This window comes from Planococcus ruber (genome assembly GCF_022819085.1).
Classification (GTDB): domain Bacteria; phylum Bacillota; class Bacilli; order Bacillales_A; family Planococcaceae; genus Planococcus; species Planococcus ruber.
The window spans coordinates 832,249-852,072 of record NZ_JALHAG010000001.1 but is presented as its reverse complement, the minus strand read 5'-3'; the positions used below and the strand labels follow the sequence as shown (position 1 = coordinate 852,072).

The following is a 19,824-nucleotide window of genomic DNA, read 5'->3' as shown; positions in this document are numbered from 1 at the left end:
TAAGAGAGGGCTTTTTAGCCCTCTCTATTCCTACTTTAATGGGAGGGATGGAAAATGAAGCAGATTGTGACAATGGGCATCGCCGTTTTTTTGGTCGCTGCCTTATTTTTCATTTTAAAGCCGTTGGCGAATGGCCCGGCGGATAAAGAAGAAAGCGTACAACTTGAAGAAAACAGTGAAAAAGAAGTGACGGCGGGAAATGTTGTCGACAAAATCGCCGAATTCCCCATCTTTCCTGAACAGCGCGAAAAACTGGAAATGGTCCAAAAACAACGGCAAGAAAGCATTAAAGGCATGGAGCCGACGCGCATCGAAATCGAGTCCATCGGAGTTGAGGCAGCAATCGAACCGACTGGGATCCTTGAAAATGGCGAAATGGGCGTCCCAGAAGATGTCGATCAAGTAGGCTGGTTTGAACCCGGTTTCAAAGCTGGCGCTAAAGGACATGCTGTCCTTGCTGGCCATGTCGACAGCTTGACCGGCCCAGCCGTATTCTACGAGCTGAAAGACGTTAAGCCTGGTGATCAAGTGAAACTATTTAATGCAACAGGCCGGGAAATGGTATTTGAAGTTCAAAAACTGGCAAGCTATGAAACCGATGCAGCACCGATTGAAGAAATCTTCGGAAATGCAGACGGACGGTTCATCAACCTCATTACTTGTACTGGCGACTTTAACCGTGATATCGGTTCGCACGAAGAACGATTGGTGGTAACAGCTGAACTCATCTCCGACTCGGCAGTTGAAATTGCAGCTCCTAAAGCACCGGAGAATGTCACTGCAACTGATTTCAATGTTTCGTGGCATGCTGTACGGGACGATGCCATTATCGGCTACCGCGTCTATGAAGAGGACATTGCATCCGGTGAAATGAAGAAAATTGAAACCGTCTCCCTGTTCGACCGCAAGAATATTACGATCGAGCCAAGCGAAGGCAAGCGCTACTACGTTTCCTCCGTCGATGTAGACTTGAAAGAATCCAAGAAAGCAGAAGCGTTAAAATAAAAACTGTGGAAGCTTATCTAAAGGGCTTCCACAGTTTTTATTTGCTTTTAAAAGTTTTTCTGGTTATCAGGTTTCTCTTGGACTTTAGCCAAGAAAGTGGATTGTGGTTTTACTGATTCTTTTTGTTAATGCCTGACGCACTTCGTTTTTATAACTTGAAGATAAGTTAAAAGATTTTCAGGCGGTATTTTTCTTCGAGTCTATGCGGTGAAAAAAGTGTGGAATATTTTCTATACGACGGATGCTGAAGCAGCCTCTCGGGCGTCCACCCTTGCAATGATGCGAGTTCGTTACATTCGCTCTTTCTTAAACGATTCGATGCAGGGATTGTCGCAGGGCTCCCTTTTGTTACTCATGCTGATTTTTACTTTCTTCGCTTTTAATAAAGTTATGTCCTCATTCGAACAGTAATGAGAGCCTCGACTGAAGCAGCGAATCGACTTCTTCGAGCGGAAACTCTTTTCTAAGACTATTTTTACTATCGGTTTTATTCGGGCGTATTTCCGTCTTAACTGGGCGTATTCTTTCGACTACTGGGCGTATTTCTTCCTTAACTGAGCGTATTTTAAATTCGCAGGAACAGCCGCTTCTTTAATTTTACGGTCAATAACAAGCAAGAAAAAAAGCAAATCCGGTAAATCCGGATTTGCTTTTAAGATTTTCTGTTCTTTATTGCTTGCGGTAACGGACCGCCACTGTTGTAGCAAGAGCCGCTAACATCAAACCGGCCATGATCCATAGGAACGGCGTTGTGGATGAAGCGGCTGTTCCGCCCATACCTGTTGCCGGCATTTCAGATGGCATTGTAGCAGCCCCGAACTGATCCGGGAACTGGTCAACGATGGCTGCCGATAATCCGGCTGCTGGCATTGACATGTGCGCATATGCTTCACGAATCGAGTTATAAGCGGCATCGAAGTCTCCTGCAACGTAAGAGTCAAAAGCTGCTAACAATTGGCCCGTGTGTGCTTTCAAGCCTTCTTCTAACGCATCTGCCGGTACACGGCCTTCAGTGGCTGCATCAAGAAGTGCCGCTTGTTCGATGATGTATTGATCCAAATCAGCTTTCGCTTTTTCCTGGCCTTCCATATTGCCTTCGCCTGTCGCTACTACGTAATCAACAAAGTAGCCAATATGTGATTTCCAGATTTCTTCAAACTGAGCTCCAGCTTCATCGCCGTAGACCGATGCAACAGCTGCAGTTAAATCGTCAGCGTTCGCAAGCAGCGCGGCAGATGCCTGGTCGAAACTTTCCGCTCCGTCTGCTCCGTCCTGCATCGTCATTGCCGCTAAGCCGGCATGCTCTGTAAAGGTCATGTTCAATTGAGCACGTAAGTCAACAGCCGGTGTATCCGGATTCGTATTATCGAATTTCTCTGGGAACTGGTCTGCGATTGCTACAGACAAAGTTTCTGCGAACATGCTCATGTGATGGATCGATTCGCGTTCAAGTGCGTACGCTGTTTCAAAATCACCAGCTACATAAGCATCAAAAGCTTCTACTAATTGATCCACGTGCATATCCAGTCCTTCTTGAACAGCTGCTGCCGGTAAACGACCTTCAGTCGCTGCGTCGAAAAAGTCCGATTGTGTTTTCTTGTATTCTTCCAAATCTGCCAAGGCTTTGTCTTTTCCAGCCTGGTCCTCTTTCGCAGTCGCTGTTACATAATCAACAAAATAGCCGATATGCGATTTCCAGATTTCATCGAATTGCGCTGCACCTTCGTCACCGTAAACAGAAGCGACTGCCGCTTTTAAATCATCGGCGTTTGCAAGAAGCGCTCCAGAAGCCTGATCAAAATCTTCAGCGCCGTCTACGCCTTTTCTCATCGCCTCAACTGCCAGGAAAGCATGCTCCGTCAATACCGTATCCAATGCGATCCGAAGTTCTGCCGCCGGTGTTGCCGTACCCGCTTCCATTGCTGAAGCTGAAGCCGGTGCTGAATGTGATTCATGTCCGTCTGCCAATGCCGCTGTCGGCACCAATAATGAAAGGGTTAATGGAAGAGCTACTAATAGTTTGTTCATTTTCATCTAAAACATCTCCTTTTTTCCTGTTTAATTTTTTGTACTGCCAACAAAACGCAGGAAGAAATGGTTTAGATCACTTTTTTTAAATAAAATAATATATTTTATGAGAATTCCGCATTTTGATGAAGACTTTAATGTCTAAATAAAGGGATTGGCCATGGTTTTCAAGAAAGCTAGTAACATCCGAAATTATTTTATTTCTATATAAGTGAGGAGCAGTGAAATGGAAAACGATAAAATCACACAAAAAAATCCAGCCTGCGTCTCTGAGCCTGTCGGCAACTACACACATATTACGAAAATCCCTAGAAACGCTGAACTGTACGTGACTTCCGGGCAAATCGGCCTGGATGAAAACGGAAAGCTCCCTGATAGCTTGAATCGGCAAATCACCTATACGTTCCAAAACATCCGGGCGGTGCTGGAATCCGAACAGCTTTCAGCAGCCGATATCATCAAAGTGAACATCTGGGCTACGGAAAAGATCGACTGGGATTTTATGTGCAGCGAATGGTCTGCCATGTTCGGAGACGATTATCCCGCCATGACAATCGGCTACATCATGGAACTGGGATGGCCGGAAATAAAGGTTGAAATTGAAATTTGGGCGGCGAAAGTGTAGCCCGCTGCTAAGCCCTTTCTTCTTAATCAAAAAATGGCGGCGCGAAAAAAAAGCAATGATTTCGACCGGTAAACCAGCACGTTTCACTGTATAGTTTTTGAGCCGGCATGCTAAACTATTTTTAACTAAAAAAGGAGGCGTTTGCATTGGGAAGGGATTAATGAAGATTGGCGAAGTTGCCCAATTAAGCGGAGTATCAATCAGAACAATCGATTATTATACGAATCGCGGGTTATTGTCAGTTGAGCGCTCGGAAAAGAATTACCGGCTCTATCCCGACTCAGTGCTAAAGACGCTCGAACGGATCCACCAATTGAAAAACCAGCGGCTGTCGATCGCTGAGATCAAAGAGCTTCTCGATTCAAGCCAGCTGCCGGAAACAGATGTACTCGCTGAAGACGTATACGAAGAATTCGATTGCCTGCAAAAAAAGATCATCCGCTTAGAAGAACAAATGAAAGATGCACCGACGCATGTCAAAGTGCAGATCAGCAGAGCGCTTGAGAGCAAATTGGTGGCTATTGCCTCCCTGCTCGCTCTGCTGTAACTAATTTCGGAGGTGAATCCCTTTAACAGGGAACATAAGTGGACATAATTACGATACTGAATTTGGGATTATTGGTACTATTACTCGCGCTGACGGCATTTTTTGTCGGCTCGGAATTTGCGGTCGTCAAAATTCGCATGTCGCGCCTGGATCAGCTGATTGCAGAAGGCAATAAAAAAGCCGTGACGGCTAAAAAGGTCGCCGGCGACTTGGATTATTACCTATCCGCTTGCCAGCTCGGCATTACGGTCACGGCACTCGGACTTGGAGCGCTCGGAAAACCGACTGTTGAACGTCTCATGTATCCGATATTTGAATTTCTTTCGGTTTCGGATGCGGTTGCATCTGCTTCGTCTTACGCGATTGCCTTCTTTCTTGTCACTTATTTGCACGTGGTGCTGGGTGAAATGGCACCGAAAACATTGGCAATCGAATATGCGGAAAAAATGTCGTTATTGCTTGCCCTGCCGCTTTACTGGTTCGGCAAAGCATTGAAGCCATTTATTTGGTTATTAAACGGGGCTGCCCGCCTTCTTTTAAGAGCGTTCGGCGTTCAACCTGCCGGACATGACCAAGCCTACTCGGAAGATGAGTTGAAGATTGTCATGGCCCAGAGCTATGAAGGCGGCGAACTCAATGAAACCGAGCTGTCTTATATGGAAAACGTCTTTACATTCGATGAACGTGCAGCGAAAGATATCATGGTCCCGCGCACCGAATTGATTACATTGGATAAAGACATGCCGCTGGATGACATCGTCAAGGTGCTGGATGAAAACAATTACACACGCTATCCGGTGACCGAAGACGGCGATAAAGACCGCATCATCGGCTTTGTCAGCGCCAAGAAAATGCTTCCGCACATCGTTGCAGGACGCCCTTGGCAGCTGCAGGATTTTGTGCTTGAAGTGCCGACCGTTTTTGAAATGACCGGCTTGCAGAACGCACTGCTGCGCATGCAGCACGCCCGCGTCCATATGGCCATCGTCGCAGATGAGTACGGCGGAACTGCCGGGATGCTGACGTTGGAAGACATTCTGGAAGAAATCGTCGGGGAAATCCGCGATGAATTTGATGAAGACGAACAGCCGGAAATTGACCAAATCGGCGAACACCAGTATTTGATCAACGGGCGGGTCCTGCTAAGCGATCTTGAAGAACGATTTGGCCTGACTTTTGAGGAAAGCACCGATATTGATACGATTGGCGGCTGGGTCCATTTCAAAAGCCTCGGGGAAGTCCAAACCGGCGATACCTTGACGAAAGAAAATTCTTTGTGGACCGTCACTGAAATGGATAACCAGCAAATCAAGCAAATCATGTTCCATCGAGAACCTGAATAACCCTGCATGCCCATTCTGTTTTTGACTAGTTAACGGAGGTGAATCCCCTATCGAAGGGGAGCCATATTGGAAGGACAAATAATCATTAACCTGCTGCTCGTTGCGCTGATGATTCTCGCGACTGCATTTTTCGTCGGTGCTGAATTCGCTATTTTAAAGGTGCGGATGTCAAGAATCGACCAACTGATTTCAGAAGGCAATAAAAAAGCCATACGCGCAAAAGAAGTAGCCAATAACCTTGACTACTATTTATCGGCATGCCAGCTCGGCATCACCGTAACCGCTTTGATTCTCGGGGCATTGGGGAAGCCGACAGTCGAAAAAATGCTGCATCCCGCATTCGACTATTTTGCTGTGCCCGAAGCTTTAGCGACCGCTCTTTCCTATGCAATCGCACTTGGAATTGTCACGTTCCTGCACGTAGTCATCGGCGAACTGGCGCCCAAAACCTTAGCAATCCAATTTGCGGAAAGAATGACCTTGCTTCTTGCACCGCCCCTTTACTGGTTCGGCAAAATCATGAGTCCGTTTATCTGGGTGATGAACGGCTCAGCACGCTTATTCCTTAAACTTTTCAAAGTAGAGCCTGCCGGCCATGAAGAAGCGCATTCTGAAGAAGAACTGAAATTGATTATGGCCGAAAGCTATAAAAGCGGGGAAATCAATCAAACCGAATTAACCTATCTAAAGAATATTTTTGAATTTGATGAGCGGATCGTAAAGCATATCATGATTCCCCGCGAAAAAATCATCACGGTCACTCAAGGTCTTTCACGCGAAGAATTTTTCGGTATACTGGACCAGCATGAATATACCCGCTATCCTGTGACTGAATCCGGCGACAAAGACCGAATTCTGGGATTCATCAATACGAAAGAATTGTTGACCGGAATGGCAGCCGGTCGCGTTCAGGACCCTGCTGAGCTGCTCCACAAAATGCCAAGCTTCCCCGAAAATACGCCTATTCAAAAAGTGCTGAACAAAATGCAGCAAAGCCGCATACACATGGCGATTATTACCGCAGCAGACGGGCATACAGCCGGCATTGTGACGATGGAAGATATTTTGGAGGAAATTGTCGGGGAAATCAGCGAGGAGTCTCTCGAAATCAATCCCATTTAACAAATGAGTTTTACCCTTTCCAAAGTCCAGCATCCTGCTGGACTTTTTTATTTTCTCTCCCCCTTTTTATTTTGATTTGGATGCCCGTTCTATATTACAATGGAAGACAGAGCCATTTTCCCTGAATGCAATTCGAGCAAATGACATGGCCCTCCTGCGGATTGCAGGCAAATTAAGCGGATACAAATTTACGGAGGCGGAAAACAAAATGATGAGAGACCAAAAACTGCACGCCTTTCTATGCAGCAAAACGGAGTTTCTGACAGAACAATGGTATGAATCGTTAGATAAGACAAAAGACGGGGTCTACGGTTCAACTGATCCGGAAACGATTCAGCAAGTCAAAGCACAAAACCATGCGTTTCATGTCCAGTTTTGCGGCATGTTCGAAAAAGACGATACGGAATGCATAGAGGAATTTCAAGACTGGATTAAAGCCATTGCCAAAGATGAAGCGCATTTAACGACTCCACTTGAAGAAATTATCGAGGAGTTTTTCCGAACTCAGCAGCAATACCTGGAATTGATCGAAGAATATGCAGAAGCGAATTTGGATGAACTCTCGATCAAACAAATCATCGCGTGGAACCGCGGCGTAGTAGAAACGATCAACCACATCATTTTGGAGTATACACTCCAGCATTCACTTGCCACGAAAAACCGTTTGAATGCCCAACGGGAAATGATTGTTGAGATGAGTGCGCCCGTCATTTCACTTGCCTATGACATCGGATTCCTTCCGCTCGTCGGTGAAATCGATACGTACCGGGCACATATCATTTTTGAAAAAGCCTTGTCGCAATGCGCTGAGCAGCGGTTAAACAAATTATTCATCGATTTATCCGGCGTGCCGATCATCGATACTATGGTGGCCCACCAAATTTTCCAATTGATTGACGGCCTAAATTTAATCGGCGTTGAAACTGCCTTATCCGGAATCAGCCCGGATATTGCCCAAACAGCTGTCCAGCTGGGCCTCAACTTCAACAACGTGGAAATCCACAATACGCTGGCACAAGCGATGCGATTGAATAAATTGAACATCATTTAAATTTTTGCAGGCATAAAAATGCATAAAGAAAGGGCCGCTTGAGAATCAGCGGCCCTTCTTTTTATTGATTTATTTTAGTAGCTCAATGCTTTTTCGTACATCCATCGCTTTAATGTGCCCATGGAGTTGAAAGACACAGCTTCTCCGGTAGCTTTGTGCTCTGCTTTAATAATGACATCGAATTCATCCACCATGAATGACCAGCCTTCCTCAACCAGGCTGCGCGCCATTTTGACAATCATGCTTGACCCTCGGACTGTTCCCAATTTCATCGCCTTCAACTCCTTTGAATTAAATATAGAAGCTCTATTGCTTCAGCCTCTTAATGATAATTGTACTTTTACATTCCTCATTTATCTAGTATTCAAACCTGAAAAATGCGCCAGTCACAAAAAATACATAAGCTTACTCCCCCATAGGCTCGATCGCCATTTACCCCCTTCTGAAATTCGCCAGATTCCCTATTCCTTAATTCCTATTTATGCTTATAAATGTTTAGTACTTAAAAGGTCGGGGGTACACTAGCAATACCTTGCTTTACAGGAATCCAACTAACCAACAGGAGGAATTTATTATGGCAAAACGAGAAAATACGTTTATCGGAACTTTTGATGTACAGGCGGAAGTATTAAGCAAAATCACAGAATTGAAATCTCAAGGATATAGAGAAGAAGATATGTACGTCATTGCCCAAGATGAAGACCAATTGACGATGATCAAAGGGCAGACAGATGTTAAATTGGATACACAGGAAGACCAGGGCTTCATGGGAAGATTCATCTCGACGTTAGCAGGAGAAACCTCTTCATTTGAGGCTTTCAATAGCATGGGCCTTGATTCCGAAGAATCTGATACTTATAAGCGTGAAGTCGAAAACGGCAAAATTTTGCTTTACGTGGATAGCGAATATGGCCCGTCCTATGACCGCTATACCGAAACCCGGGCGAATACAGCTGGCACCGGCTCTGTCTTTACAAACGATACGAGTGCTTCAACAACAGATGAAGAGCGCCTTCGCCTGCACGAAGAACAGTTAAGAGTGGATAAAGAGCGCGTTCAAACCGGGGAAGTGAATGTCGGCAAGCATGTCGTAGAAGACACGCAGACGATTGAAGTCCCAGTCGAACGCGAAGAAGTCTATATTGAACGACGTCCGGTAAATGAAGCAACGGATTCTGCAACGGCTGGCGGATTGACCGGAAAAGACGCTTACCAGGATGGCGAAAACATCCACATTCCGATTTCTGAAGAACGGGTAGAAGTTTCGAAAACCGACGTGGTTTCCGAAGAAATCGTAGTTGGAAAACGCAAAGTCCAAGATACCGAGCAAGTCACTGAAACGACGCGCCGCGAAGTGGCGGATATCGATGAAGACAACGATTCAACTACAAACGGCCGCAAGCCTTTATAATTACTGAAAGCAACATGGAACGGCATAAGCCGTTCCATGTTGCTTTTTAATAATGATTTCCATCTTCTGTTATCCTGTATTTTCAATTAGCTTTGACACAATCGCAAAATCATCGCCGGGCTCTGTCGAATCATGCACCGGTTCAAATAGAGCAATAAACTCTGCTTCTTTCAAAAGGCTTTTCAATTCCGGCACGGAAAAACAAACCGGATTCGAAACTGTCTGACTCCGTAAACACTTTTCCCTCTTCATCCCTCATCATTTACAGATAATAGGTTTTCGTCACATGGCCGTTGGGATCGCGTTCATAAGTCCATTCTAAATGCCGCATGCCGCTCCCGTCTTTATCAATGCCGCCGGTTCTTTGAAATACGTGATGGCATCGTGGATGAAAACCAAATCGCAGCCAGTTCCGGCATCCATCGTGCACATACCGCCTTGTAGATGGCAGCAGCCCGGATTCAACTGCCGGCTGGCGGCAATCATATCCATGGAAATATCCATCAACCAAAATGCTGTTTCAAGTAAAAGGGATTGCTGCCGCCTGCTCCGAATTCAATAGCTTTCTCCCCCTCCGGATGATGCCGTTGAATGATTTTCGCATAAACGGCAGCTTCTTCTTCGTATTCCGTATGCGGCGACATGAGCAGCCACCACTCTGCCAATTCCTTGTGCAATTTCATGGTTTTCTGCACCTTCCTATTTTTCTTCATTATAATCAGCCGATACTTTAAGAAATGGTTTAGCGGCTTAAAGGCTCAAAAAAACGGCCATGGAAAATTTCCGGAGCCGTTTCGCTTTTTCATTGTTCTTTTACAACCGTATGGGCATAAGCATCATGTGAAAATTTCTCGCCTTTGGCGTCTGCGTATTTTTCGCGGTCGCGCAAATAAGCAAGCGGGCTGATGGTGTCCCGATGCAGCACACGTTTCAAAATTTGACTATCCGTCAATTCGTTGCCGTCTTCGCTCTCTACTTTAATGCCGAACGCTTTCTGCCCGAGCGTCTGCCCCTGCAGGCGAAGCTGCACATATTCAAGCCCCCAGAAAACCAGGGTCGGTGCTGCTACTTGAAGAAACGCTTCATTCTTTATCTTCTTGCGGAGAAGCGGCTCCAGTGCCAGTGAAACTGCTGTAGAAATAACCGAGTCGACCACTGCCGCCTTGGCGCGTTTTTTTGTTAAATCATGCATCGATTTCCCTCACTTTCAAATAGGATTACCTTCATGATAAGAGATTCCGGAAGATAAGACAAAGAACAAGAAAATAAAACGCACTTACAAGTGATCACTGGACCACTTAAAATCAGTTTCTACTCTTATCGTCTGGCCGTCTATCCTTTCAAACCGGTACAATGACGCGGACAGAAGTGCCTTTTTCAATCGTGCTCGCCACTTGGATGGAACCGCCATGCAGCTGGACCAGCTGTTTTGTGATAGCGAGCCCAAGGCCAGTGCCAGTGCTGGAATCCTCAGTATTCGTGCCGCGGTAATAGCGGTCAAACAATTTATCCAGGACTTCCGCTTTCATGCCCACGCCGTCGTCTTCGATAATAATCACTGCTAGATGCTGTTCAATCGCCGAAATGGAAAGTTTGATTTCCGTTCCCGCCGGATTGTATTTCATCGCATTGACAATCAGGTTCTCGATAATGCGCTGAAACCATTTTGGATCGACGGCAGCCTCTACACTGTCAGATGCTGCATGAAAGGAGAACTTCCAATTTCCATTTGCCGGATCGTTGATGAACTGGATGACAATTCGGCGGACGAACTCATTGAGGTTCACTGTCTCCTTTGAAAGCGGCAAGGCCTGGTTTTTCAAGCGGAAAGTCAGCGTTAATTCTTCCAATAAATCCATCATGTAGGTGGATTTATCGTTCATGATGGCTGCAAATTCCCGGATTTCCTGTGCAGACCATTCATAATCAGGTGATTCCAGCATTTGCGCGTAGCCTGAAATCGACGACAGGGGCGTTTTCAAATCATGCGATAATCCACTGATCCAGTCTTCCCGCGTCCGTTCCAACTGCTTCTGCTGATGCTGGTGCAATTTCAGCTTAGCTGTCAATTGCTCAAGCGTGGCCACAAGGTCTTTATAAAGCCGATACTTCTTTTTTACTTTGCCATTGCGCTTAGTGATTAAAGATTCGTTTTTTTGGTTGACGGGTTGTTCGTAGCGTCCGTCCCCGAGATTTTTAATCCATTGCATCATGACGAGAAGCGGAACGCCGAATTTCCGTGCATACCAGAGGGTGCCGCCGATTAGCAAAATCAGCAAGACGACAATAACGATGTAGAAATTCCGTGTTTTCAGTATGGTTTCCAGCGCATCGGATGGTGGTGCCACAGCCCCTGCAATCACCGATTTTCCAGTTGCAGGATCTGTTTTGATGGCTGCCGACCGGGTGTCTGCGGCCAATTCGCCAATTTTTTTGATGGTGTAGCTTTCCTGTTCTCGCACATCGCCATAGCTATCCAGTACGATGCCATCTTTGCCGATCAGCAGCACCCAAGCCGTTTTTTCCTTCAGCTGCGTTTTCAAATCCGCTGCTAAATTCAATTCGCCTTTTTCCCAGTCAATCGCCGGCTCAGCTGAAGCGAGCCATTTGGCAGCAAGATTCTCTTTGCCGTAAAGCAAAAACAGGGAGCCTCGTTCTGTATTCTCCAATTCCCAATAAGTGTACTGCCCCTCGGCTGAATCGTCCCACATCCATGATGCCACTTCTTCGACCGCAAGCTGTTCAGGAAGATTGCCATCGTCATTGAATGAATCCAGGACTCGTCCGTCCCTATTCAATAGAATCAGCCAGCCGTCTTGAGCTTCCGCCGTTTTTTTCAAACCTTTTTTAATCGAAGCACCATTTTCATCGAATTCGAATTGATTCATAAAATAACTGCTATCTGCATCTGCTAAATCCCGGGCCGCCTCATCTTCAGTGACGAAATAGCCGATGGCTCCCCAAAGCGTCAGCATCAATAGCAGAAAAACGAATGACAGCAGGAAGAGCTGGATAAAAAACTGCACCATAAACCGCTTATGCAAATTCATGGCTGTCTCCCGGAACAAATTTATAGCCGAGCCCCCGAACCGTTACAATAAGCGCCGGGCTGCTTGGATCGGCTTCAATTTTTTCGCGCAATTTACGGATATGGACCATGACGGTATTGTCTTCGCCGAAAAATTCTTCGCCCCATACATTTTCATAAAGCTGGCTTTTGCTGAATAATTGGTTGGGATGCTTACAGAAAAACAGCAGCAATTGATATACTTGAGCAGGCAAATCAACGGAATTTCCGTCGACTTTCACTTCACCTGCGTTCGGGTTGACTGAAAGTGCACCATATTCAAAAAGCACCGGTTCATGCTTTGGCGCATTGCCCAGCCGCCTTCTAAGATGTGCTTTAATGCGGGCTGCCACTTCCAGCGGGTTGAAGGGCTTCGTAATGTAATCATCCGCCCCCATCGCAAATCCGGTCAATTTATCGAGATCGGTTGAACGGGCGGTCAAAAAGAAAATGGAAGCGTCTGAAATCTCTCGTATGAGCGGACAAATTTCGAGTCCGCTCCGTCCCGGCAGCATCACATCCAGCAAAATCAGGTCGTAGGATTGCGCTTTGCACATTTCCAGCGCTTCTTCCGCTGTACCGGCAGTATCGATGTGCCGGAAATCTTCCCTTTTTAAAATAGTCATCAACATATGTAAAATTGCTTGTTCATCTTCTACAATCAATAATTGTGGGTCTTTCATCGAGACATTCCCTTCCATCTTGTTTCCTCCAGTTATCATATCATTCCAGCGATTCAAATAAGGAGAATTAAGGAAAAATTAAGGCAACGGTTCTTTCAGCTTAAGGAACCGGTTTTATAATAAAGACAGATACAAACAAACGGGCCGTGCGCCCAAAAGAACTTTGGAGGGAAATCATCATGATCGCCATTGGAAAAAGAGAATTCATCAGCATGTTCAAAAGCGTCAAATCCATTATCATCATCGCCATCCTGCTCCTCACATCCTATTATTCAGCGAAATTCTCCGGATTATTAGCATCCGGCATCGCCCTTACCGAAAAGGAAATGGCCGATATCCATACCGTTGGACTGCTGATTCTGCTGTTCATCTTCGGCCAATTATTTGTGATGGGCCTGTCGCATGACAGCATCAACAAAGAAAGCCATGAACGCACGATGCGTTTTCTCGTCACCCGGACTTCCCGCCTGCAAATTCTGCTTGGCAAATTCGCCGGTGCTTGGCTGTTCTGGTTCACTTGCCTCGTCATTTCATTTTTAGTCATTGCCATTTTTGCCTTAAAGTTCGATTTCTTCATCTTCTCTCAAGTCATGGCTTTACTCACGTTCCAGATTGCTTTGACGATTTTGCTGTCTGTTGCCATTCCGAAACCGTCGGCAACAATGTTTCTCGGCATCCTCATCGGCTTATTGTTCCCGGCGCTCGGCGCTTGGCTGGTCTTTACGGACAACCCGTGGGTTTCTTGGCTCAAATTTGCAAGCCCCTATTATTATTTAATGGAAGACACGTATCAGTTTCTGATCATTTTCGGGCTCGCCGGGCTTCTGCTCGCAGCGGCTGCACTAATATTTAACAGGAGGGAATTTTGATGAAAGCGATTGAAACAAAGTTATTGAAAAAAACATACGGCTCTACTCCTGTAGTGAAGGGCATCAACCTCACCGTCGAAGAAGGGGAAATCTTCGGCTTTCTTGGGCGCAACGGGGCAGGCAAATCCACATTCATTAATATGCTGACCGGCATCACCCGCCCGACGAGCGGAAGCTTTACGATTCTTGGAGTGGAAGGCCCAGACGAACGAATGAAAAAGCATATCGGCGTCATGCCGGATTACTCCACCTTGTTCAACTCGATGAATGCCATAAAGCATTTGAAGTTCCTGTCTTCTTTATCCGGAAAACCGGTTTCCACTACCGAATGCCAGCAGGTCCTGAAACAAGTCGGCCTAGAGAATGCCGGCAATAAAAAAGTCGGCAAATTCTCGTTCGGGATGAAGAAAAAACTGGGCATTGCCCAAGCCATCATTCACGATCCGAATTTGATTTTTCTCGATGAACCGACTTCCGGCCTCGATGCGGAATCGGCCTTGCACATCCACCGATTGATCAGCTCGCTGAAAGAACGCGGCAAAACCATTTTCATGACTTCCCATAATTTAGACGAAGTCGAAAAAATCTGTACGACGATTGCCATCATGAAAGACGGCAGCATTGTCAAAAGCGGCACGATGGATGAGCTTCGCTCTTATTACCGTTCCGCCATTACAGTTGAACTGAAGCACGCCGCAGTTCCGGCAAGTGAATCCCAGAATCTCTATGCATGGCTTGAGACAACGGGTTCTGAACTGCGGAGAGAAACGGGCTTCACATCCATTACCGTCGGCAGCGAAAAGAAAATTGCAGAAATCATTCGGGCCTTCACCCGCTGCCAAGTCGATATTTTCCGGGTGGAAGTCAATGAGCCCTCATTAGAGGAAATGTTCCTTGCGGAGTAGAATGTAAATAAAAGAAAAACCGCGGCGAAAGGCATCGGCCTTTTCCCCGCGGTTTATGGTTCTATTTTTTAATGGAGCTTTCTAGTTCTTGTTTTCATTGGGTCTTTCCACATTCGAAGATTTTTTCATCAATTCATTAAGCAAGTCATCCAGCTCTTGTGAAATGCGGATGGTTTCAGGATGCGTCAAACCTTTTGTTAATCCGGAATGGATCATCAATGCTTGCTTTTCTTCAAAGTCCGTCATCACCGAACCTCCTCCTTCTTTGGCGGGCTGAGTGCCCGTGCGGGAATCCAAGTTTTTTGCTTGCTTCTGATGCCGTTGCCCGTGGCTTCTACATCAATTATAGACCTTTTTTGCAAGGCTATCAATTCCCTCCTAAAAAAGGAAAAGATTTCCCCTTAATGCAATCATTACATAAATTACCGAATGGTTCAATCGTCTTATTTACTCTTTTTAGAATATTAAATTAAAAATCGAAAGTCCTGTTTCCCTTAAGGACGAGTTATATATTTTAATAATTCCACCAATAGTTTATTCATCTCTTCGGCAGTTTGTTTGAAATCCTGGCGATGCCATTCAATCACTAAACCAAGGATAGCATTGGCCTGGTAAGCGCTCAGCATGCCCGTATCGATTTTATCGTTGCCGTGAAGGCGCATATCTTCGTCCAGCAATTGCTGCAGATGGTCGAACAGCAAATAATAATAGTTCAATGGAGCTGTTTTGGAAAAAACAATCCGGTAAAATTCCTCGTATTTTTCGATATGATGGAAAATCCGGATCGTCGCCGGATTCAATTCTTGTGTATGGATGGTCCAGGCGTATTTATAAGGTTCCAGGTAGGAATCCTTTAGATTCTGCATGATCTCTTTGAAATACTCCTCAAAAAGATTTTCCACTTGGCCGTAATGCGTATAAAAAGTGCCGCGGTTCACTTTTGCCAATCGACAGATTTCCGTCACTGAAATGGAATTCAAAGCCTTTTCCTTCAATAAAAGCATCAAGGCTTCTTTTAAGGATTCTTTCGTTTTGATGATGCGCAAATCCAGCTGCTTCATTATTTTCACCTCTTATCGGACAGTTTTTTGATTTATGTTCGTTACTGGACAGTTCCTGATTTTTTGCTTATTGTAAGCGATTCCTTTACTGGATTATAATTTTATCATACAGTTGTTCATTAAAAAACAGGAGGTTTTATTGATGAAATTAGAAGGCAAAGTAGCAGTAGTGACAGGCGCGGCATCCGGCATGGGAAAATCGATTGCGGAATTATACGCAGCTGAAGGCGCGAAAGTCATCGTCGCCGATTTGAACTTGGAAGGTGCAGAAGCAGTGGTCGAAGTCATTACGGCAAAAGGCGGCACAGCGAAAGCGGTCAAAGCGAACGTGGCGAAGCAAGAAGACGTGGAAAGCATGATCGATGCAGCAGTCAACGATTACGGCACATTGGATGTATTGGTCAACAATGCCGGCATCATGGACGGGTTTGAGCCGGTTGCTGACATCACCGATGAGCGTTGGGACCTGATTTTCGACATCAATACAAAAGGCGTCATGCGCGCTATGCGTAAAGCGATTCCGATTTTCCTGGAGAAAAAGAAAGGCAATATCATCAATATCGCATCGACTGGCGGTTTGAACGGCGCACATGCTGGGGCGACTTACGGCGCTTCCAAACACGCAGTCGTCGGCATGACAAAAAACACCGGCTTTATGTACGCAAAAGAAGGCATCCGCTGCAACGCGATTGCCCCAGGAGCTGTTTCAACGAACATCAGCGCTTCGATGAAGAACATCAACGAATTCGGCATGGGCCGTGCTCAACTGGCACAGGCAGCGATTCCAAGCGTTGGCCAACCCGAAGAAATTGCACAGGTTGCCCTCTTCCTGGCTTCTGACGAATCAAGCTTCGTCAACGGCACAGTAGTAACGGCAGACGGCGGCTGGACTGCAGCGTTTTAAGCAGAAAAGCGAAGTCACTTTGCAAGCCCCCGGTTCTTAATCGAACCGGGGGTTTGCTTGTTTTTATCCCATTTTCTCTGGAAATTTTTTCTTTTATTTTATTTTCACAGACAGCTTTTGGCTTTACTTTCCTTGAAGATGAAAATACTTTCCTTTGCGCTTCCCATACTTTCCTTGAGAGTTCAAATACTCCCCTTTCTCCCCAATTTACTTTCCAGACAATAAAAAAAGCCGCAAACGCGGCGAATTTCAGCCTATTAAATTAGTTTTGACTGTTCGTTCACGGCACGTTCATGGGCAAGTAGCCATTCTTTCCGTTCGAGAGTGCCGGCATAGCCGGTCAGTGTGCCGTTCGAGCCGATGACGCGGTGGCACGGCACGACGATGGTCAGTTTGTTCTTGCTGTTGGCGCTTCCCACTGCCCGAACCGCTTTGCCGCGGCCAATCGCAACCGCAATATCCTTATAGGATGCAGTCTTCGCGTAGTCGACTTCCATCAATGCCTGCCAGACTTCCTGCTGAAAAGGCGTCCCGATGGAATACAGCGGCAAATCGAAATCCGTGCGCTCGCCTTTGAAATACTCTTCAAGCTGCTGCGCACATTGCTTGAGCGGCTCCGGAGTCCCTGCATTCAACAGATGCTGCGGCTCATTTCGGTCTGTGAATAGGATTGAATGGATGCTTTCCGCGTCTCCGGCAATTTCAATGATGCCGACCGGCGACGGCAGATCGAGCAGATGCAATTCACTCATGATAAAACCCTCCTTGTCCCGGCTAGCACGCCGTTTTTGCGGTAGTCGCCGGGAGATAATTGTTTGATCGTTTTAAATGCTTTATAGAAATTGGACGGGCTTTGGAATCCCGCTTCGTAGCAAATGTCCAGATTGGACAAGTCGCTGTATTCTATGAGATGCGCCGCTTTGTCGACGCGGATCTTTTTCAAATAGGCGAGCGGCGTGTCACCGGTCTCTTGTTTGAAAAGCCGGTCCAGATAAGACGGCGTGAGGCCTGCATGATCGGCAATTTCCGCTAGCCGCAAAGGCTTTCTGTAATGAGCCGCGAGAAATAAGGCGACTTCCCGTACGACTTCCGTATTCGGGGAAAGCCCTGCGTCCGGCTGGCATCTTTTGCAGGCGCGGTAGCCATGGTTTATCGCTTCTTGCTGCGACGAATAAAATTCGACATTGATTTTTTTCGGTTTCCGGGAACGGCAGGACGGGCGGCAGTAGATGCCGGTCGTCTTAACCGCTGTATAGAATAAGCCGTCATAGCTTCGGTCGCAGGCCATGATTTTCTCCCACATCTCTTCAAATGAAAAATGCGTTTTTTTCATGCGCGAAGCCCTCCTTTACCTGTCATATAAACTGGACGCATCCCCTGTATCCACCATCCGCCTTGCTTCTTCTCTCATTATAGCGAAAATTTTATCCGAAAGCGCATTGCCGATACTGAAGCGGCGAACTCCCCAACTCTTCAATTTTTCCGCATCGCTCAGCCCTGGCAGCGACAATAAATTCAGCGGCACTGCGAGTGCAGCCGCTAATTTGCGGATAGCATTTTCTTCCGTCAATCCCGGCATGAAAATCCCGCTTGCGCCTGCTTGTTCATAGGTTTTCGCTCGTTTCAGCGCCTCTTCAAGCGACGGATTTTCCTGAAGATAGACATCGCATCGCGCATTGATGAAGAAATTTTCATACCCCGCAGCATCCAGCGCAAAACGAATGGCCCTCAAGCATTCTGCATGTTCCGCTAAATCCCGCAGGCCACTTCTATTTTTCATCGAATCTTCGATATTAATGCCAGCCGCTCCGGTTTTTGCGACTTGCAGCACATGCCGAACAATAATCTCCGTCTCTTCCGAATATCCTGATTCGATATCCGCAGTCACAGGTATCGCCACACTTCCGACGATTTCCCGAATGATTTTCAACTGCTCATCAAACTTCATCTTTTCACCATCCGGCAATCTGAAGGAATCGGCAATTCCCCAGCTTGTCGTGCCGATTGCCTGAAATCCTGCTGCTTCCAAAGCTCTTGCCGAAGCGGCATTCCATGCATTTCCGAGAAATAAAAGCTCACCTTCTTGATGCAATTCATGAAACACGTTGATTTTGTTCATTGCTGCTTCCCCCTTTGTTTTCCTGGTTTTATTCTACCAAGCGGTTCACACGGGTTCGTCCTCATTCTTGCACTTATGGTCCGAAGCTTTACAAATCTTAACACGGGCTTAAAGCAGTCTTCGCATTGGTTTGCGATACTTGAGAGGAATGATAGAGAGGAGACGATGAAGACGATGAAAATTGCAGTAATCGGCGACTTGCACTATCCGGCACTTGCAGAGGAATACGCGTTCATAAAGGAGGACCGGAAAAAGTTCTACGCAAATTTTATGGAACGTTTTTTCTCGATTCCGGCAGACCTGTACGTATCCATCGGCGATTTGACGAATTACGGTTTGAAAGAGGAACTCGAGGAAATCTATGCGATCATCGATCAGCACCAAAAGCCGTTTGTTCAAGTCCTTGGCAATCACGATCTCTACGGGCAAACCCGCCATGAAGTGCTGACAATCACCCAGCAGAAACGCTACCGCGACATTTCAACCGACCAGGCGGTGCTCGCTTTTCTCGATACGGCAAAAGAGCAGGATTACCGCGACTGCGGCGGCGCGCTCGACCCTGCCCAGCTTTACTGGCTGAAAGGCGTCGTCGAACAAAGCGGCAGCCGCCCACTCATCGTCTTCGGGCACCATCCGGTCTATGACACCACGATCCAATCGGATCAAGAATTCCGCTGCATCCACCCCCGTACTCCGGTATGGGATGTGCTGAATAAAAAACAGGGGCCTGGCCTCTACATGAACGGCCATAACCATTGCAACTCCATCGCCGTGCGCGAGCAATGGAATTTCGTGCAGCTGGCAGCCGTGCTTGATGAACAGACGGCGCGCATCATTGAACTGTCCGATACAGAAATCAGCATCGAGACGATTGACCTGTACGATCCGGAATTGCAGAAATGCGCACAAGTAATTGGCCACGCCATTCCACATTTCTCTTTAAACCGTCAGCTTCTCGGTCCGGACAGCGACGTGAAGCATGTGATTCCGCTGCCGGTGCGGAAGGCACAAAGAGTCTAACAAAACAGCAGATAGCCTTCAATCCCCTCATCCTATTCGGATGAGGGGATTTTTACTTGAGCTG

The 19,824-nt window shown here is 46.5% G+C and carries 23 protein-coding genes; 11 read left to right on the top strand and 12 right to left on the bottom strand.

Features of this window, described 5'->3' with window-relative positions:
- The first annotated feature begins 54 nt into the window (after positions 1–54).
- Positions 55–1,005, top strand: coding sequence for a class F sortase (locus MTR82_RS04365; RefSeq protein WP_246807949.1), 951 nt, complete (start codon positions 55–57; stop codon positions 1,003–1,005).
- 669 nt (positions 1,006–1,674) lie between these two features.
- Here MTR82_RS04365 and MTR82_RS04360 read toward each other — a convergent pair.
- Positions 1,675–3,039 carry a copper amine oxidase gene (locus tag MTR82_RS04360; protein WP_246807948.1) on the bottom strand — a complete coding sequence of 455 codons (1,365 nt, stop codon included), beginning with the start codon at positions 3,037–3,039 and terminating at the stop codon, positions 1,675–1,677.
- A 220-nt stretch (positions 3,040–3,259) separates the two neighbouring features.
- On the opposite strand from MTR82_RS04360, the gene MTR82_RS04355 reads away from it, so the two are divergent.
- The 5 genes from MTR82_RS04355 (at position 3,260) to MTR82_RS04335 (ending at position 7,721) form a co-directional block, all read left to right on the top strand.
- Positions 3,260–3,658, top strand: coding sequence for a RidA family protein (locus MTR82_RS04355; RefSeq protein ID WP_246807946.1), 399 nt, complete (start codon positions 3,260–3,262; stop codon positions 3,656–3,658).
- Positions 3,659–3,818: 160 nt separating this feature from the next.
- The gene (locus MTR82_RS04350; protein WP_052650123.1) at positions 3,819–4,205 is read left to right on the top strand and encodes a MerR family transcriptional regulator; all 387 of its coding nucleotides are present in this window, start codon (positions 3,819–3,821) and stop codon (positions 4,203–4,205) included.
- A gap of 38 nt (positions 4,206–4,243) precedes the next feature.
- Positions 4,244–5,548 (top strand): hemolysin family protein, encoded by a 1,305-nt coding sequence (locus MTR82_RS04345; RefSeq protein ID WP_246807944.1) that lies wholly within the window; start codon positions 4,244–4,246, stop codon positions 5,546–5,548.
- A gap of 66 nt (positions 5,549–5,614) precedes the next feature.
- Positions 5,615–6,670 carry a hemolysin family protein gene (locus MTR82_RS04340; protein WP_246807943.1) on the top strand — a complete coding sequence of 352 codons (1,056 nt, stop codon included), beginning with the start codon at positions 5,615–5,617 and terminating at the stop codon, positions 6,668–6,670.
- A 208-nt stretch (positions 6,671–6,878) separates the two neighbouring features.
- Complete coding sequence (locus MTR82_RS04335; RefSeq protein WP_246807941.1) at positions 6,879–7,721, top strand: STAS domain-containing protein; 843 nt, start codon at positions 6,879–6,881, stop codon at positions 7,719–7,721.
- Between the two features lie 74 nt (positions 7,722–7,795).
- Here the strand turns inward: MTR82_RS04335 and MTR82_RS04330 are convergent, their stop codons facing one another.
- Entirely contained in the window at positions 7,796–7,993 is a 198-nt protein-coding gene (locus tag MTR82_RS04330) for a hypothetical protein (protein WP_246807939.1), read from the bottom strand.
- A 302-nt stretch (positions 7,994–8,295) separates the two neighbouring features.
- Between MTR82_RS04330 and MTR82_RS04325 the strand changes: the two genes are divergently transcribed.
- The gene (locus tag MTR82_RS04325) at positions 8,296–9,132 is read left to right on the top strand and encodes a YsnF/AvaK domain-containing protein (RefSeq protein ID WP_246807937.1); all 837 of its coding nucleotides are present in this window, start codon (positions 8,296–8,298) and stop codon (positions 9,130–9,132) included.
- A gap of 318 nt (positions 9,133–9,450) precedes the next feature.
- Here the strand turns inward: MTR82_RS04325 and MTR82_RS04320 are convergent, their stop codons facing one another.
- The 5 genes from MTR82_RS04320 to MTR82_RS04300 all read right to left on the bottom strand — a co-directional run bounded on the left by MTR82_RS04320 (position 9,451) and on the right by MTR82_RS04300 (position 12,882).
- Positions 9,451–9,636, bottom strand: a complete 186-nt coding sequence (locus MTR82_RS04320) for a class I SAM-dependent methyltransferase (RefSeq protein WP_246807935.1) — start codon at positions 9,634–9,636, stop codon at positions 9,451–9,453.
- A complete protein-coding gene (locus tag MTR82_RS04315; protein WP_246807933.1) occupies positions 9,636–9,815 on the bottom strand; it encodes a hypothetical protein in 180 nt (59 codons plus the stop codon). Before MTR82_RS04315 ends, MTR82_RS04320 begins: the two co-directional genes overlap by 1 nt.
- A gap of 119 nt (positions 9,816–9,934) precedes the next feature.
- A complete protein-coding gene (locus MTR82_RS04310) occupies positions 9,935–10,324 on the bottom strand; it encodes an RDD family protein (protein ID WP_246807931.1) in 390 nt (129 codons plus the stop codon).
- A gap of 148 nt (positions 10,325–10,472) precedes the next feature.
- Complete coding sequence (locus MTR82_RS04305) at positions 10,473–12,182, bottom strand: sensor histidine kinase (protein ID WP_246807929.1); 1,710 nt, start codon at positions 12,180–12,182, stop codon at positions 10,473–10,475.
- Positions 12,169–12,882, bottom strand: coding sequence for a response regulator transcription factor (locus MTR82_RS04300; protein WP_246808558.1), 714 nt, complete (start codon positions 12,880–12,882; stop codon positions 12,169–12,171). The genes MTR82_RS04305 and MTR82_RS04300 overlap by 14 nt, the downstream gene beginning before the upstream one ends.
- Before the next feature lie 179 nt (positions 12,883–13,061).
- Between MTR82_RS04300 and MTR82_RS04295 the strand changes: the two genes are divergently transcribed.
- Together MTR82_RS04295 and MTR82_RS04290 are read left to right on the top strand one after the other, a co-directional pair.
- Entirely contained in the window at positions 13,062–13,751 is a 690-nt protein-coding gene (locus MTR82_RS04295) for an ABC transporter permease (protein WP_246807928.1), read from the top strand.
- Positions 13,751–14,656, top strand: a complete 906-nt coding sequence (locus MTR82_RS04290) for an ABC transporter ATP-binding protein (protein WP_246807926.1) — start codon at positions 13,751–13,753, stop codon at positions 14,654–14,656. Before MTR82_RS04295 ends, MTR82_RS04290 begins: the two co-directional genes overlap by 1 nt.
- 81 nt (positions 14,657–14,737) lie before the next feature.
- On the opposite strand, the gene MTR82_RS04285 is transcribed toward MTR82_RS04290, so the two are convergent.
- Both MTR82_RS04285 and MTR82_RS04280 read right to left on the bottom strand, forming a co-directional pair.
- Positions 14,738–14,902 carry an aspartyl-phosphate phosphatase Spo0E family protein gene (locus MTR82_RS04285; protein WP_110925550.1) on the bottom strand — a complete coding sequence of 55 codons (165 nt, stop codon included), beginning with the start codon at positions 14,900–14,902 and terminating at the stop codon, positions 14,738–14,740.
- 248 nt (positions 14,903–15,150) lie between these two features.
- A complete protein-coding gene (locus MTR82_RS04280; protein ID WP_246807925.1) occupies positions 15,151–15,717 on the bottom strand; it encodes a TetR/AcrR family transcriptional regulator in 567 nt (188 codons plus the stop codon).
- 142 nt (positions 15,718–15,859) lie between these two features.
- Between MTR82_RS04280 and MTR82_RS04275 the strand changes: the two genes are divergently transcribed.
- Positions 15,860–16,621 (top strand): SDR family oxidoreductase, encoded by a 762-nt coding sequence (locus MTR82_RS04275; RefSeq protein WP_246807924.1) that lies wholly within the window; start codon positions 15,860–15,862, stop codon positions 16,619–16,621.
- 257 nt (positions 16,622–16,878) lie between these two features.
- Here MTR82_RS04275 and MTR82_RS04270 read toward each other — a convergent pair whose 3' ends face one another.
- From MTR82_RS04270 to MTR82_RS04260, 3 genes are read right to left on the bottom strand one after another with little or no spacing between them, the layout of a single operon-like run.
- Entirely contained in the window at positions 16,879–17,373 is a 495-nt protein-coding gene (locus tag MTR82_RS04270; protein WP_246807923.1) for a methylated-DNA--[protein]-cysteine S-methyltransferase, read from the bottom strand.
- Positions 17,370–17,954 carry a bifunctional transcriptional activator/DNA repair enzyme AdaA gene (locus tag MTR82_RS04265; protein ID WP_246807922.1) on the bottom strand — a complete coding sequence of 195 codons (585 nt, stop codon included), beginning with the start codon at positions 17,952–17,954 and terminating at the stop codon, positions 17,370–17,372. The genes MTR82_RS04270 and MTR82_RS04265 overlap by 4 nt, the downstream gene beginning before the upstream one ends.
- A 15-nt stretch (positions 17,955–17,969) precedes the next feature.
- Positions 17,970–18,740: an isocitrate lyase/PEP mutase family protein gene (locus MTR82_RS04260; protein WP_246807921.1), complete on the bottom strand. Its 771-nt coding sequence runs from the start codon at positions 18,738–18,740 to the stop codon at positions 17,970–17,972.
- Between the two features lie 165 nt (positions 18,741–18,905).
- On the opposite strand from MTR82_RS04260, the gene MTR82_RS04255 reads away from it, so the two are divergent.
- Positions 18,906–19,760 (top strand): metallophosphoesterase family protein, encoded by an 855-nt coding sequence (locus MTR82_RS04255; protein WP_246807920.1) that lies wholly within the window; start codon positions 18,906–18,908, stop codon positions 19,758–19,760.
- Positions 19,761–19,824: the final 64 nt, after the last annotated feature.

Excerpts from the sequence above, each read along its gene's own strand:
- MTR82_RS04335 (WP_246807941.1), top strand. The coding sequence starts at position 6,879 with ATGATGAGAGACCAAAAACTGCACGCCTTTCTATGCAGCAAAACGGAG.
- MTR82_RS04355 (WP_246807946.1), top strand. The coding sequence starts at position 3,260 with ATGGAAAACGATAAAATCACACAAAAAAATCCAGCCTGCGTCTCTGAG.
- MTR82_RS04325 (WP_246807937.1), top strand. The coding sequence starts at position 8,296 with ATGGCAAAACGAGAAAATACGTTTATCGGAACTTTTGATGTACAGGCG.
- MTR82_RS04265 (WP_246807922.1), bottom strand. The coding sequence starts at position 17,954 with ATGAAAAAAACGCATTTTTCATTTGAAGAGATGTGGGAGAAAATCATG.
- MTR82_RS04275 (WP_246807924.1), top strand. The coding sequence starts at position 15,860 with ATGAAATTAGAAGGCAAAGTAGCAGTAGTGACAGGCGCGGCATCCGGC.
- MTR82_RS04295 (WP_246807928.1), top strand. The coding sequence starts at position 13,062 with ATGATCGCCATTGGAAAAAGAGAATTCATCAGCATGTTCAAAAGCGTC.
- MTR82_RS04350 (WP_052650123.1), top strand. The coding sequence starts at position 3,819 with ATGAAGATTGGCGAAGTTGCCCAATTAAGCGGAGTATCAATCAGAACA.
- MTR82_RS04280 (WP_246807925.1), bottom strand. The coding sequence starts at position 15,717 with ATGAAGCAGCTGGATTTGCGCATCATCAAAACGAAAGAATCCTTAAAA.
- MTR82_RS04260 (WP_246807921.1), bottom strand. The coding sequence starts at position 18,740 with ATGAACAAAATCAACGTGTTTCATGAATTGCATCAAGAAGGTGAGCTT.
- MTR82_RS04290 (WP_246807926.1), top strand. The coding sequence starts at position 13,751 with ATGAAAGCGATTGAAACAAAGTTATTGAAAAAAACATACGGCTCTACT.
- MTR82_RS04285 (WP_110925550.1), bottom strand. The coding sequence starts at position 14,902 with ATGACGGACTTTGAAGAAAAGCAAGCATTGATGATCCATTCCGGATTA.
- MTR82_RS04365 (WP_246807949.1), top strand. The coding sequence starts at position 55 with ATGAAGCAGATTGTGACAATGGGCATCGCCGTTTTTTTGGTCGCTGCC.
- MTR82_RS04330 (WP_246807939.1), bottom strand. The coding sequence starts at position 7,993 with ATGAAATTGGGAACAGTCCGAGGGTCAAGCATGATTGTCAAAATGGCG.
- MTR82_RS04315 (WP_246807933.1), bottom strand. The coding sequence starts at position 9,815 with ATGAAATTGCACAAGGAATTGGCAGAGTGGTGGCTGCTCATGTCGCCG.
- MTR82_RS04270 (WP_246807923.1), bottom strand. The coding sequence starts at position 17,373 with ATGAGTGAATTGCATCTGCTCGATCTGCCGTCGCCGGTCGGCATCATT.
- MTR82_RS04255 (WP_246807920.1), top strand. The coding sequence starts at position 18,906 with ATGAAGACGATGAAAATTGCAGTAATCGGCGACTTGCACTATCCGGCA.
- MTR82_RS04320 (WP_246807935.1), bottom strand. The coding sequence starts at position 9,636 with ATGGATATTTCCATGGATATGATTGCCGCCAGCCGGCAGTTGAATCCG.
- MTR82_RS04300 (WP_246808558.1), bottom strand. The coding sequence starts at position 12,882 with ATGAAAGACCCACAATTATTGATTGTAGAAGATGAACAAGCAATTTTA.
- MTR82_RS04360 (WP_246807948.1), bottom strand. The coding sequence starts at position 3,039 with ATGAAAATGAACAAACTATTAGTAGCTCTTCCATTAACCCTTTCATTA.
- MTR82_RS04305 (WP_246807929.1), bottom strand. The coding sequence starts at position 12,182 with ATGAATTTGCATAAGCGGTTTATGGTGCAGTTTTTTATCCAGCTCTTC.
- MTR82_RS04310 (WP_246807931.1), bottom strand. The coding sequence starts at position 10,324 with ATGCATGATTTAACAAAAAAACGCGCCAAGGCGGCAGTGGTCGACTCG.